The sequence below is a fragment of the Salmonella sp. SJTUF15581 genome, from assembly GCF_043356775.1.
In the GTDB taxonomy this organism is placed as follows: Bacteria; Pseudomonadota; Gammaproteobacteria; order Enterobacterales; family Enterobacteriaceae; genus Salmonella; species Salmonella enterica.
In genome coordinates this window covers 167,623-182,291 of record NZ_JBEUJY010000008.1, presented here as the reverse complement: position 1 = coordinate 182,291, position 14,669 = coordinate 167,623, and the positions used below count along the sequence as shown (strand labels likewise).

The window sequence follows — 14,669 nt, the reverse complement described above, 5'->3', positions numbered from 1 at the left end:
TAAGCTCCTTACTTAGTACAGAGAGTGGGTGTTGCTTTCAATATGTTCTTTAGTGATACGACCGAACATTTTCCAGTAACACCAGCAGGTGTAGATCAGAATGATCGGTACGAACACCGCCGCAACCCAGGTCATCAGGTTCAGCGTCATCTGGCTGGATGTCGCATCCCACATGGTCAGGCTGGCATTCATCATCGTGCTGGACGGCATCACAAATGGGAACATAGCGATACCCGCCGTCAGAATAATGCAGGCCAGGGTCAGCGAAGAGAACAGGAATGCCCACGCGCCTTTCTCCATACGGGAAGTCAGGATAGTCAGCAGCGGCAGAACCACACCCAGAGCCGGAACTAACCACAGGATCGGAGCATTATTAAAGTTCACCAGCCAGGCGCCAGCTTCACGCGCCACTTCTTTAGTCAGCGGGTTAGAGGCGGCATGATGATCAATCGCGGATGTCACGACATAACCATCAATACCATACATTACCCAAACGCCCGCCAGCGCAAAGCACACTAATGTCACCAACGCCGCAATCTGCGAGGTGGCGCGCGCGCGCAGGTGCAGTTCGCCAACGGTACGCATTTGCAGGTAAGTCGCCCCCTGCGTGATGATCATCCCTACGCTTACGATACCCGCCAGCAGACCAAACGGGTTCAGCAACTGGAAGAAGTTACCGGTGTAGTACAGACGCAGATACTCATCCACGTGGAACGGTACGCCCTGCAACAGGTTGCCAAAGGCCACGCCAATCACCAGCGGCGGCACAAAGCTACCGATGAACACGCCCCAGTCCCACATGTTGCGCCAGCGCGGGTCTTCAATCTTGGAACGGTAATCAAAACCGACCGGACGGAAGAACAAAGACGCCAGCACCAGGATCATCGCTACATAGAAACCGGAGAACGCCGCGGCGTAAACCATCGGCCAGGCAGCAAACAACGCACCGCCCGCGGTGATCAACCACACCTGGTTACCGTCCCAGTGCGGGGCGATAGAGTTAATCATAATTCGACGTTCGGTGTCGTTACGACCGAGGAAACGGGTGAGCATCCCCACCCCCATGTCGAACCCATCGGTGACAGCGAAACCAATTAGCAAAATGCCAACCAGCAGCCACCAGATAAAACGTAGTACTTCATAATCGATCATTTGACGACTCCTGTCTTAGCGTGCCGGCTGAGAAGTCACGGTGGACTGCTCAAAGTGATAGCGACCGGTTTTCAGGCTGCTTGGGCCAAGGCGTGCAAATTTGAACATCAGGAACAATTCTGCCACCAGGAACAGGGTATACAGGCCGCAAATCAGGAACATGGAGAACAGCAGATCGCCCACGGTCAGCGATGAGTTCGCCACGGCTGTCGGCAACACTTCGCCGATCGCCCACGGCTGACGACCATACTCGGCGACGAACCAACCTGCTTCAACCGCAATCCACGGCAGTGGAATACCGTACAGCGCCGCGCGCAACAGCCATTTTTTCTCACCGATGCGGTTACGAATCACGCTCCAGAAGGAAAGTGCGATGATCGCCAGCAGCAGGAAGCCGCACGCCACCATGATACGGAAAGCGAAGTACAGCGGCGCAACGCGAGGAATGGAATCTTTCGTCGCTTGCTGGATCTGCGCTTCGGTCGCGTCAGTCACATTAGGCGTATAGCGTTTCAGCAGCAGGCCGTAACCGAGATCTTTCTTCATGCTGTTAAACTGGTCGCGAACGGCCTGGTCGGTAGAACCGGCGCGCAGCTGCTCCAGCAGTTCATAGGCTTTCATCCCGTTACGGATACGCTCTTCATGCTGAACCATGAGATCTTTCAGACCAATAACCGGCGTGTCCACGGAACGCGTAGCGATAATGCCGAGCGCATAAGGGATCTGAATCGCCAGATGGTTTTCCTGTTTGTCCTGGTCAGGAATGCCGAACAGGGTAAAAGAGGCCGGAGCAGGTTGCGTTTCCCATTCTGCTTCAATCGCAGCGAGCTTGGTTTTCTGCACGTCGCCCATTTCGTAACCGGATTCGTCACCGAGTACGATAACGGACAGTACGGCAGCCATACCGAAGCTGGCAGCAATAGCAAAGGAGCGTTTAGCAAAGGCGAAGTCACGACCTTTCAGCATGTAGTAAGCGCTGATACCGAGGATGAACATCGCGCCGGTGACATAGCCGGACGCCACAGTGTGAACAAATTTCACCTGTGCTACCGGGTTCAGCACCAGTTCAGAGAAGCTCACCATTTCCATACGCATGGTTTCGAAATTGAAATCCGCAGCGATTGGGTTTTGCATCCAGCCGTTCGCTACCAGAATCCACAACGCGGAGAGGTTGGACCCCAGAGCCACCAGCCAGGTGACGCACATATGCTGAACTTTACTCAGACGATCCCAGCCGAAGAAGAACAGACCTACAAAGGTGGATTCGAGGAAGAAGGCCATCAAACCTTCGATGGCCAGCGGCGCACCGAAGATGTCCCCAACATAGTGGGAGTAGTACGACCAGTTTGTCCCGAACTGGAACTCCATGGTCAAACCGGTAGCCACACCCAGAGCAAAGTTGATACCAAACAACTTGCCCCAGAACTTGGTCATATCTTTATAAATCTGTTTGCCGGAAAGGACGTATACCGTTTCCATAATGGCCAGCAGGAACGCCATACCGAGCGTTAGCGGCACAAACAGGAAGTGGTACATCGCGGTCAAGGCAAACTGTAAGCGCGACAGTTCGACTATATCTAACATCATGACTCCTTGCTCATCGCATGAAGACTCCGAGAGTGAACCCCGTTAGAAAGGGTCACACGCATGCCCCAATACAAATTTATTTGCGGCCTTCCATCGTACTATCCCCTCGGGAAGGAAACAGTAATGATGAAAAGTTACAAACATGTTAATAAAAAACCCAAATTGATCCCGCAAATATATTACGCCGTAAAACCCTTACAATAAACAGGTTTTTAGTGGGTCAGATTTGCTTTTTTCGACAGCGATCAATTTATGGCTAATCTATCGCTTTTCAGGGAATTTGATCACGGACAATTTAACCAGTTTTGATGCTCTTTTCCAACATTTAAATATTGATTAAAATCAATTTTTGAAGTTAATGTTAATAATGTTTATTCATTGAATGCATGGTGAATTTTTTGTTAACTTTTTGTTTTTGCAAAGAGTAATTTCAAACCCCCTGTAAAAAGAGGCTTATTCGATAAGGCTAAACATTTTGTGCGTTTTTTACTGCCCCGCATCCAGTAAAAAACATTCCACATTGATGTTCAATTATTGCTAAATAGCTCACAGATTTTTTCTGCAGATTATCAACACTTATTATTTTATACATTTAGTCTATTTTTATTTTACTTATAATTAACACCGCAAAGAAACTATCTCATTGCACACGCGCCATCATCCCACCGGGATTACCCTGCCCCAACTTCCCTTTCCCGACGACTAATGGCCAGGCTCATCTTGCCAGGTTATCGCCTTAATTATCGCTAATAAGCCTTCCAGATAGCCAGGATCAAACAAACATTTTATTCGCTACTTTTTCTTTATTTCAACAACACCGTATTTACCTCTCTATAATTATTATAGCGAAGATTCTGTTATCACCTTCACTGATTTACCCTCAATTTCTACGTCACTCATAGTGATAATTCTGTTTATTCGCAGCCATAAATACCCTTTAGACATGATTAATCACGAACGAATAGTGTCAATAAGTTCTTAATAATTTTTAAAGTTAACCTCTTTTAACCAGAAAAAGTTCATATGATTTATTAAACGATATCTTTAATACTTCAGGGAAATAATGCTGGTACTCTTATGATTAAAATAGCTGTTTTATTCTGCCATTAAACAAGCAGTCTGTGTAAGCGCGATACATCTGAGGAGACGTGTAGTTCGCGCTCAGGCAAACATGCGCGGCCACAGAGTCAAGCGTCAATTTACTATAGAGGTTAGCGTCAACATAGTGTAATGCTGCAATGCGTTTTTTTCATGGCGGAAAGCGCATAATCCGTCTCCGATGAGGTCGGCAGGTCTTTCACTAAGACAGCATCTGTATTTGCTGCAAAAGAGTTAACCGGCAAACTGAGTAAATTTACTGCCGCTGCCAGACGGTTATTATCAATTATTTTTAGACTCCACCATGTTTTTTTAATGAGTCATCACTTTCCTATAGTTCAATATTTACAAAGCCAATAATTTTATATCCCGGATGCTTCACCCGTACTTTGCCACAAACAATAAAGCCATAAAAAAGGCCACCGTAAAGGTGGCCAACCATGTCGAAAACGGACATTTATCTGTTCCCGCAGGAACAGCAAGTTTTATTTTATAATTGCTTTCAGCGCTTCGCCGATATCGGCCAGGCTGCGAACGGTTTTCACGCCTGCGGCTTCCAGCGCGGCGAATTTTTCATCCGCAGTACCTTTACCACCGGCAATGATGGCGCCAGCGTGGCCCATACGCTTGCCTTTCGGCGCGGTAACACCCGCGATATAGCCAACAACCGGCTTGGTCACGTGGTCTTTAATGTAAGCCGCCGCTTCTTCTTCCGCGCTGCCGCCGATCTCACCGATCATCACGATCGCTTCAGTCTGCGGATCTTCCTGGAACAGTTTCAGGATGTCGATGAAGTTAGAGCCCGGGATCGGGTCGCCGCCGATACCGACACAGGTAGACTGGCCGAAACCGTAGTCGGTGGTCTGCTTAACCGCTTCATAGGTCAGGGTACCGGAACGGGAAACGATACCCACTTTACCCGGCTTATGAATGTGACCCGGCATGATGCCGATTTTGCATTCGCCCGGGGTGATCACACCTGGGCAGTTCGGGCCGATCATGCGTACGCCTGCTTCGTCCAGCTTCACTTTCACGGTCAGCATATCCAGAGTCGGAATACCTTCGGTGATGGTGATAATCAGTTTGATGCCTGCATCGATCGCTTCCAGGATGGAGTCTTTGCAGAACGGCGCCGGGACGTAGATAACGGATGCGGTCGCACCGGTAGCTTCTACTGCTTCGCGCACGGTGTTGAACACCGGCAGACCCAGATGCGTGGTGCCGCCTTTGCCCGGCGTTACGCCGCCGACCATTTGCGTACCGTAAGCAATCGCCTGTTCGGAGTGGAAAGTCCCCTGGCTACCGGTGAAGCCCTGACAGATAACCTTGGTATCTTTATTAATTAAAACGGACATTATTTCCCCTCCACTGCGGCAACAACCTGCTGAGCTGCATCCGTCAGACTTTTCGCTGCAATAATATTCAGGCCACTGTCAGCCAGTTTCTTCGCGCCGAGTTCGGCGTTGTTGCCTTCCAGACGCACCACCACCGGAACGTTCACGCCCACTTCTTCCACCGCGCCGATGATACCGTCGGCAATCAGGTCACAACGGACGATACCGCCGAAGATGTTAACCAGAACCGCTTTCACGTTGTCATCCGAGAGGATAATTTTAAACGCTTCGGTGACGCGCTCTTTGGTTGCGCCGCCGCCCACGTCAAGGAAGTTAGCCGGTTCGCCGCCATGCAGCTTAACGATGTCCATAGTGCCCATCGCCAGGCCCGCGCCGTTCACCATGCAACCGATGTTGCCGTCCAGCGCGACGTAGTTCAGTTCCCACTGCGCCGCCTGCGCTTCACGCGGATCTTCCTGAGACTGGTCACGCATTTCGCGCAGATCCGGCTGGCGGAACAGCGCGTTGCCGTCAGCGCCCAGCTTGCCGTCGAGGCAAATCAGATCGCCCTGCTTAGTGATCACCAGCGGGTTGATTTCGATCAGCGCCAGGTCGCGCTCAAGGAAAATGGTTGCCAGGCCCATAAAGATTTTGGTGAACTGCTGCACCAGTTTACCTTCCAGACCCAATTTGAACGCTAGCTCCCGCCCCTGATACGGCATCGGGCCGGTCAGCGGATCGAGCGCGACTTTATGGATCAGATGCGGGGTTTCCTCCGCGACTTTTTCGATCTCTACGCCGCCTTCGGTAGACGCCATAAAGACCACGCGACGAGAACTACGGTCAACCACCGCGCCGAGGTACAGTTCTTTGCCGATGTCGGTCGCCGCTTCAACCAGAATCTGGTTTACCGGTTGGCCATTAGCGTCTGTTTGATAGGTCACCAGACGTTTGCCCAGCCAGTTTTCCGCGAAGGCGCGAATCTCTTCTTTGCTTTTTACTACCTTCACACCGCCCGCTTTGCCGCGGCCGCCAGCGTGAACCTGACATTTCACTACCCACGGGCCGGCACCGATTTTAGACGCGGCTTCTTCGGCTTCACGCGGAGTAGTACAGGCATAACCCACCGGCGCCGGTAAGCCATAGCGGGCAAAAAGTTGTTTTGCCTGATATTCATGTAAGTTCATGTGTTCTGTCCATCCTTCAGGTAATCGTTATCTTTAGACCTGTAGGCCTGAAAGCTGCGCGCCATCAGGCATTACACCATCGCCGGATGGCGGCGTGAACGCCTTATCCGGCCTACAGGTAGCAGGTGATGCTCTTGCTGACTACACGTCCAACAGCAGACGGGTCGGATCTTCCAGCAACTCTTTGATGGTGACCAGGAAGCCCACGGATTCACGACCATCGATCAGGCGATGATCGTAAGAGAGCGCCAGGTACATCATCGGCAGGATTTCCACCTTGCCATCCACCGCCATCGGCCTGTCTTTAATAGCATGCATTCCCAGAATCGCGCTCTGCGGCGGGTTGATGATCGGGGTAGACATCAGCGAACCGAATACGCCGCCGTTGGTAATGGTAAAGTTACCACCGGTCAGGTCTTCTACGGTCAGCTTGCCGTCGCGGCCTTTGACAGCCAGTTCTTTAATTTTTTTCTCGATGTCAGCCATGCCCAGCGTATCCACGTCACGCAGAACCGGCGTGACCAGGCCGCGCGGCGTAGACACCGCCATGCTCACATCAAAGTAGTTGTGATACACCACGTCATCGCCGTCGATAGAGGCGTTCACTTCCGGATAACGCTTCAGCGCTTCCACTACCGCTTTCACGTAGAAGGACATAAAGCCCAGGCGGATACCATGACGTTTTTCAAACACTTCGCCATACTGCTTACGCAAATCCATAATCGGCTTCATGTTGACTTCATTGAAGGTCGTCAGCATGGCGGTGGAATTTTTCGCTTCCAGCAGACGCTCGGCCACGCGCTTACGCAGGCGGGTCATTGGCACGCGTTTTTCGCCGCGCGCGCCCAGAGCGGGTTGTGCTGCAGGTTCAACAGCGGGTGCTTTAGACTCGCCTTTCGCCAGATGTTTTTCCACATCTTCACGGGTCAGACGCCCACCCACACCAGTGCCTTTAATGGCGCTGGCTTCCAGATTGTGTTCAGCCAGCAGGCGACGGATCGCCGGGCTGAGCGCATCGTTGTTTTGTTCTTCCAGCGACGCCTGCTGGCGCTGTGCCGGCGTAGACGCTTTCTCTTCAGATTTGGCGCTGGTCTCTTTACCCGCGCTGTTGCCTTCACGCAGGCGACCCAGGATCTGGCGAGAGGTGACAGTCGTCCCCTCCTCTTCCAGAACCGCATCCAGAATGCCGTCCGCTGATGCCGGTACTTCCAGTACCACTTTGTCAGTTTCGATTTCTACCAGCACTTCGTCACGAACAACCGCATCGCCCGGTTTTTTATGCCAGGTGGCGACGGTCGCGTCCGCTACGGACTCAGGCAGGTCGGGAACAAGAATATCTACGCTACTCATTATTTATCCTTTATTTAATCGACGTTCAGCGCGTCATTAACCAGATCTTGTTGCTGTTTCTGGTGAACGGACATATACCCTACCGCCGGAGAGGCGGAGGCCGGGCGACCTGCGTAACGCAGAGCGGCCCCAAACGGAATCACTTCACGGAAATGATGCTGGCTGCAGTACCATGCGCCCTGGTTGAGCGGCTCTTCCTGGCACCAGACAAAATCATGGACGTGAGCGTATGGTTGCAGCGCTTCCTGCACCGCTTTATGCGGGAACGGATAGAGCTGTTCGATGCGCACGATAGCGACATCTTTCTGGTCGTTTTTGCGACGTTGTTCCAGCAGGTCGTAATAAACCTTACCAGAACACATTACCACGCGTTTTACGGCTTTAGGGTCCAGCTCGTCAATTTCGCCAATGGCCGGCTGGAAGGAACCGTTCGCCAGTTCATCAAGCGTGGAAACCGCCAGCGGGTGACGCAGCAGCGATTTCGGCGACATCACCACCAGCGGACGACGCATCCCGCGCAGCGCCTGACGGCGCAGCATATGGTAGACCTGCGCCGGGGTGGACGGCACGCAAACCTGCATATTCTGCTCGGCGCAAAGTTGCAGATAACGTTCCAGACGCGCGGAAGAGTGCTCCGGGCCCTGCCCTTCATAGCCATGCGGCAACAGCATCACCAGACCGCACATCCGGCCCCATTTCTGCTCGCCGGAGGAGATGAACTGGTCAATCACTACCTGCGCGCCGTTGGCAAAATCGCCAAACTGCGCTTCCCAGATAGTCAGGGTACGTGGTTCCGCCGTGGCATAACCGTATTCAAAAGCCAGTACCGCTTCTTCAGACAGCACGGAGTCCCAGACTTTAAACTGTCCCTGACCGCTGTGAATATGCTGCAACGGCGTATACGTTGAGCCGTTCGTCTGGTTGTGGATCACCGCATGACGATGGAAGAAGGTGCCGCGACCGGAGTCTTCCCCGGACAGGCGCACCGGAATGCCTTCATCGACCAGCGTGGCGTAAGCCAGATTTTCCGCGCCGCCCCAGTCAAACAATTTCTCGCCTGCCGCCATTGCCTGACGGTCGCCATAAATTTTCGCCACGCGAGACTGCATTTCAATGGCTTCCGGCACGGTGCTGATACGTTTTGCCAGCTCCTGCAGACGCTTCATTTCTACCTTGTTCGGGTATGCTTCATCCCATTCGTGGTTTAGATACGGCGACCAGGTGAACGAGTGCATATTCATCGGACGCCACTCTTTCACCACGCATTCGCCTGCATCCAGCGCATCGCGATAGAGGTTGACCATTTCGGTGGCATCTTCCAGCGTTGCGACCTTATCAGCTTCCAGTTTGTCGGCGTAGATTTTACGCGGCGTCGGATGCTTTTTGATTTTCTGGTACATCAGCGGCTGGGTTGCGCTTGGCTCGTCGGCTTCGTTGTGGCCGTGACGGCGGTAGCACACCAGATCGATGAACACATCGCGTTTAAAGGTATTACGGAAGTCCAGCGCCAGACGGGTCACAAAAGCGACGGCTTCCGGATCGTCCGCATTGACGTGGAAAATCGGCGCCTGGACCATTTTACCGATATCGGTGCAGTAAGGCGTTGAACGCGCATCCAGTGGGTTAGAGGTGGTGAAGCCCACCTGGTTGTTGATAACGATACGTACCGTACCGCCCACTTCGTAACCGCGCGCTTTCGACATGTTCAGAGTTTCCTGAACCACGCCCTGGCCGGTCACCGCGGCGTCGCCGTGAATAGTGATCGGCAACACTTTGTTGCTGCTCGGTTCGTCCAGTCTGTCCAGACGGGCGCGCACGGAGCCCATCACCACCGGGCTCACAATTTCCAGATGCGATGGGTTAAACGCCAGCGCCAGGTGAACCAGACCGCCTTCGGTTTCGATATCTGACGAGAAGCCCATGTGATACTTCACGTCGCCAGTACCCAGATGTTCTTTATGCTTACCGGCAAATTCGTCGAACAGATCCTGCGGTTTTTTACCCAGTACGTTGATCAGCACGTTCAGGCGACCGCGGTGCGCCATCCCCAGCACCACTTCGCGAGTGCCACTGTTACCCGCATGGCGAACCATCTCTTTCAGCATGGGTATCAGCGCATCTCCCCCCTCGAGCGAGAAACGTTTCGCACCCGGGAATTTGGCGCCCAGATAACGTTCCAGCCCTTCAGCGGCGGTCAGTTCGTTCAGGAAGCGTTTTTTCTCGTCAGCGCTAAAGGCCGCACGACCGGATTCGATGCGCTGTTGGATCCAGCGTTTCTCTTCGGTGCTGGTGATGTGCATATACTCAGCGCCAATCGGGCCGCAGTAGGTCTGTTTGAGCGCGTCGAGCAGCTCGCCCAGCTTCATCGTCTCTTTGCCGCTGGCAAAGGAGCCGACATTGAAGGTTTCCTGGAAATCGGCCTCGGTCAAATCATGGAAAGAAGGATCGAGATCCGCCACGCGTTCTTGTTTCCACAGTCCCAGCGGATCGAGGTTTGCATGCTGATGGCCACGGAAACGATAAGCGTTGATAAGCTGCAGGACTTTAACCTGCTTCACATTGGTGTCAGGGTCGGAAATCGTAGAAGAGTGACGTAAGCCAGCCAACGCCTGCCGCCGGAAATATTCACGTGTTTTTGAATGGAGTTGATCCGGTTTGACTCCGGTACCAGGTAACTGCTGGAACGTCAAACGCCAGTTAGCGTCTACCGAGTCAGGATCGGTTAAGAAGTCTTCATAGAGCTGTTCTATCCAGCTCTGATTCGAACCAGAGAGGTAAGAAGAGTCCAACCAGGCTTTCAAAGCGCTGTTCTGCATCGTGATCCCTTAAGCATCTTTTCTGCTTATTTAATACTCTAAATAGGTCACGTTTCAGGAAGGCGGCAAGCTTGCGAATCCCTGGGAGCTTACATCCAGTAAGTGACCGGGGTGAGCAAGTGCAGCCAACGCACATGCAACGTGAACTATGACGAGTATTTCGCCGTGGATACTAACCACGCATACGCTGTATGCGTGCCGGGGTTCACTTGTTGCGGACTGTCGTGTCATCTGCGTCCGCTAAGGAACCTTTAAAAACTGTCTAATAATCTTCGCTGTTCAGGCTACGACTGCGTTGCGACCTTCGCTTACTCCGGTCACATAGTTAACTATGCTCCCGAAGATTCGTTCAGACCGCGCCTTGTCTCGCTCTGAACATCTCGATTATTACTAATCATATGGCAGTTTTTAGAGGTTTCCTGCACTTCTATTGCCCGATGGCGCCTGGCTTATCAGGCCTACAGAATACGTAACCCGTAGGCCGGATAAGACGGTACGTCGCCATCCGGCAACCACTACAACTACTTACGCGCTACGCTGCAACAGCATCGACTTAATATGGCCGATAGCGCGCGTCGGGTTTAGTCCCTTAGGACATACACTGACGCAGTTCATAATGCTGTGACAGCGGAATACGCTGAATGCATCGCTCATCCCTTCCAGACGACTATCGGTCTCGGTATCACGGCTATCGATCAGGAATCGATACGCCGCGAGCAGCCCCGCCGGACCGATAAACTTATCCGGGTTCCACCAGAATGACGGGCAGGATGTTGAGCAACAGGCGCAAAGAATACATTCATACAGCCCATCGAGTTTTTCACGCTGCTCCGGCATCTGCAGATGCTCACGAGCCGGTGGATTTTGCCCATTATTCAATAAGTAAGGCTTAATCTTCTCATATTGTGCGTAGAATTGCCCCATGTCTACCACCAAATCGCGGATCACCGGCAAACCGGGCAGCGGGCGAATCACAATCTTCTTACCCGGCTGAGTCAGCGCCGAAATAGGGGTAATACAGGCCAGACCATTCTTACCGTTCATATTCAAACCATCAGAACCACACACGCCTTCGCGGCAGGAACGGCGGAAAGAAAGGCTGGGATCTTTTTCTTTAAGCTGGATTAACGCATCCAGCAGCATCATGTCGCGCCCTTCTTCGCCTTCCAGGGTGTAATCCTGCATACGCGGAGCGTTATCGACATCCGGGTTATAACGATAAATCGAAAATTCGAGTTTCATCATCCTGTCTCCGCAATTAATAAGTACGAATCTTCGGCGGGAACGCCGGACGCAGTTTCGGTTCCATATTGACGCTTCGGCGCGTCATGGATTCCGTTTGCGGTTGATACAGGGTATGACACAACCAGTTGGCATCATCACGCTCCGGGAAATCGAAGCGGCTATGCGCGCCGCGGCTTTCCGTCCGGAAGTTGGCTGATACGGCAGTGGCGTAGGCGGTTTCCATCAGGTTATCCAGCTCCAGACACTCAACACGCTGGGTATTAAACTCGCTGGACGTGTCATCCAGACGGGCGTTTTTCAGACGCTCGCGGATCACTTTCAACTGCTCAAGCCCTTTCGCCATCGCGTCGCCTTCACGGAATACGGAGAAGTTATGCTGCATACACTCCTGCAACGCTTTGCGGATAGCCACCGGATCTTCGCCATTGCGGTTATTGTTCCAGCGATTCAGGCGCTCCAGAGAACCTTCAACGTCAGACTCGCTGGCGTCGCGCAGCACGCCCTGCTCGGCGATGGATTCCTGTAAATGCAGCCCCGCCGCACGGCCAAAGACCACCAGATCCAGCAGTGAGTTACCGCCCAGACGGTTGGCGCCGTGAACCGATACACAGGCGATTTCGCCTACCGCAAACAGCCCCGGAATGACCACGTCTTCGCCCTGCTCGTTCACGGTCAGCGCCTGACCGGTCACTTTAGTCGGAATACCGCCCATCATGTAGTGGCAGGTCGGGATAACCGGAATCGGCTCTTTCACCGGATCGACGTGAGCGAAAGTGCGGGACAGCTCCAGGATACCCGGCAGGCGAGATTCCAGCACCTCTTTACCCAGATGATCCAGTTTCAGTTTAGCGTGCGGCCCCCACGGACCATCGCAGCCGCGGCCTTCACGGATTTCGATCATGATGGAACGCGCCACCACGTCACGACCCGCCAGGTCTTTGGCGTTCGGCGCATAACGCTCCATAAAGCGCTCGCCGTGTTTGTTCAGCAGGTAACCGCCTTCGCCGCGGCAGCCTTCTGTCACCAGCACGCCCGCCCCGGCGATGCCGGTCGGGTGGAACTGCCACATTTCCATGTCCTGCACCGGGACACCGGCACGCAGCGCCATACCGACACCGTCACCGGTGTTGATGTGAGCGTTGGTGGTGGACTGGTAGATACGGCCTGCGCCGCCGGTCGCCAGCACCGTCGCGCGGGCTTTGAAGTACACCACTTCACCGGTTTCGATGCACAGTGCGGTACACCCCACCACCGCGCCATCCTGGTTTTTCACCAGATCCAGCGCATACCATTCGGAGAAAATCGTGGTGTGGTTTTTCAAATTCTGTTGATACAGCGTGTGCAGCAAGGCGTGACCGGTACGGTCAGCCGCCGCCGCGGTACGTGCCGCCTGCTCGCCGCCAAAGTTTTTCGACTGGCCGCCGAACGGGCGCTGATAGATACGTCCATCATCAAGACGGGAGAACGGTAGCCCCATGTGCTCCAGTTCCAGAATCGCTTCCGGTCCGGTCTTACACATATATTCGATGGCATCCTGGTCACCAATGTAGTCCGACCCCTTAACGGTGTCGTACATGTGCCATTCCCAGTTATCTTCATGGGTATTGCCGAGCGCCACGGTGATACCGCCCTGCGCGGAAACGGTATGGGAACGGGTCGGGAAGACTTTCGAGAGCAGCGCACAGGTTTGGCCGCTTTGGGAAATTTGCAGCGCCGCGCGCATACCTGCGCCACCGGCACCAATCACAACAGCATCAAATTCTCTGACTGGCAGTTTCATTACACACCCCACACCACAACAAATCCATAGATGACGTAAACCACCAGCGCAACAACAATAACGAGTTGCAGTATCAGACGCACTGCCAGTGGTTTAACGTAGTCGGTTAACACCTGCCACATGCCGATCCAGGCATGAATCAAGATGGAAAAAAGCGCCAGCAGGGTGAAGACTTTGGTGAAGGCCGATGAGAAGAAACCGGTCCAGGCTTCAAAGGTCAGTTCGCCGCTCGTGGCGAAAAAACCCACCATGTAGATGATGTATAACGTCAGAACGATAGCGGTAGCACGGACCAGGATGAAGTCATGTACGCCATTGCGTCCTAATGCGGAGGCGTTGCTTACCATACGAGGACTCCTGCGAGAAGTGAAAGCACGACAGTGATAACAAAAGAGATTTTGGCAGAGCGTTGACCCGCTTCGAATGTTTCTTCCAGATAGCCAAAATCCATTAACATGTGACGAATTCCCACGATGACGTGATACGCCAGCGCGGTAAGGATGCCCCACATGATAAATTTAACGATGAAGCCGTCCATGATGTCGGCGGCCTGCTGGAATCCTTCCGGAGAAGAGAGGCTGGTGCCCAGTAGCCACAGTAGTATGCCGACGGCGATGAAAGTAATCACACCGGATACGCGATGGAGAATGGACGCTATCGCTGTGATGGGGAACCGGATCGTTTGTAGATCCAGATTGACAGGTCTTTGTTTTTTCACATTTCTTATCATGAATAACGCCCACATGCTGTTCTTATTATTCCCTTAAGACTTCGGTTACAGAGGTGAATCTACCTGTAGCCAGAAAGACGACGGGATTTCCTTCCTCCGGTCTGCGTGCGGGTCAGACAGCGTCCTTTCTATAACTGCGCGTCATGTAAAACACTGCTTCCAGTAGCTAAAACGACACGTTACAACGCTGGGTGGCTCGGGATTGCAGGGTATTCCGGAGACCTGGCGGCAGTATAGGACGTTCACAAAATCATTACAATTAACCTACATATAGTTTGTCAGGTTTTATCCTGAACAGTGACACAGGTCACGATAACAACATTTTTTTAATTTTCAATCATCTGATTTGACAAACATTAAACAAAATTGTTACAAACGACACCAGAAAAA

Annotated in this window: 10 protein-coding genes; all 10 read right to left on the bottom strand. The window is 52.9% G+C overall.

Features of this window, described 5'->3' with window-relative positions; translation table 11 throughout:
• Window positions 1–12: 12 nt before the first annotated feature.
• Window positions 13–1,152: a cytochrome d ubiquinol oxidase subunit II gene (gene cydB, locus ABVN36_RS15560; protein WP_023138052.1), complete on the bottom strand. Its 1,140-nt coding sequence runs from the start codon at window positions 1,150–1,152 to the stop codon at window positions 13–15.
• Between the two features lie 15 nt (window positions 1,153–1,167).
• The gene (gene cydA, locus ABVN36_RS15555) at window positions 1,168–2,736 is read right to left on the bottom strand and encodes a cytochrome ubiquinol oxidase subunit I (RefSeq protein WP_000884369.1); all 1,569 of its coding nucleotides are present in this window, start codon (window positions 2,734–2,736) and stop codon (window positions 1,168–1,170) included.
• 1,586 nt (window positions 2,737–4,322) lie between these two features.
• Window positions 4,323–5,192, bottom strand: coding sequence for a succinate--CoA ligase subunit alpha (gene sucD, locus ABVN36_RS15550; RefSeq protein WP_000114631.1), 870 nt, complete (start codon window positions 5,190–5,192; stop codon window positions 4,323–4,325).
• Window positions 5,192–6,358 (bottom strand): ADP-forming succinate--CoA ligase subunit beta, encoded by a 1,167-nt coding sequence (gene sucC / locus ABVN36_RS15545; RefSeq protein ID WP_001048590.1) that lies wholly within the window; start codon window positions 6,356–6,358, stop codon window positions 5,192–5,194. Before sucC ends, sucD begins: the two co-directional genes overlap by 1 nt.
• Before the next feature lie 141 nt (window positions 6,359–6,499).
• On the bottom strand, window positions 6,500–7,708 hold the full coding sequence (gene odhB, locus ABVN36_RS15540) for a 2-oxoglutarate dehydrogenase complex dihydrolipoyllysine-residue succinyltransferase (protein ID WP_000099858.1): 1,209 nt from the start codon (window positions 7,706–7,708) through the stop codon (window positions 6,500–6,502).
• A gap of 14 nt (window positions 7,709–7,722) precedes the next feature.
• Window positions 7,723–10,524 carry a 2-oxoglutarate dehydrogenase E1 component gene (sucA, locus tag ABVN36_RS15535; protein WP_241371388.1) on the bottom strand — a complete coding sequence of 934 codons (2,802 nt, stop codon included), beginning with the start codon at window positions 10,522–10,524 and terminating at the stop codon, window positions 7,723–7,725.
• A gap of 525 nt (window positions 10,525–11,049) precedes the next feature.
• Window positions 11,050–11,766: a succinate dehydrogenase iron-sulfur subunit SdhB gene (sdhB, locus tag ABVN36_RS15530; RefSeq protein ID WP_001537859.1), complete on the bottom strand. Its 717-nt coding sequence runs from the start codon at window positions 11,764–11,766 to the stop codon at window positions 11,050–11,052.
• Window positions 11,767–11,782: 16 nt separating this feature from the next.
• Window positions 11,783–13,549 carry a succinate dehydrogenase flavoprotein subunit gene (gene sdhA, locus ABVN36_RS15525; protein ID WP_000775561.1) on the bottom strand — a complete coding sequence of 589 codons (1,767 nt, stop codon included), beginning with the start codon at window positions 13,547–13,549 and terminating at the stop codon, window positions 11,783–11,785.
• Entirely contained in the window at window positions 13,549–13,896 is a 348-nt protein-coding gene (sdhD, locus tag ABVN36_RS15520; RefSeq protein WP_000254356.1) for a succinate dehydrogenase membrane anchor subunit, read from the bottom strand. The genes sdhA and sdhD overlap by 1 nt, the downstream gene beginning before the upstream one ends.
• Window positions 13,890–14,294 (bottom strand): succinate dehydrogenase cytochrome b556 subunit, encoded by a 405-nt coding sequence (gene sdhC / locus ABVN36_RS15515; protein ID WP_000263340.1) that lies wholly within the window; start codon window positions 14,292–14,294, stop codon window positions 13,890–13,892. Before sdhC ends, sdhD begins: the two co-directional genes overlap by 7 nt.
• Window positions 14,295–14,669 lie beyond the last annotated feature (375 nt).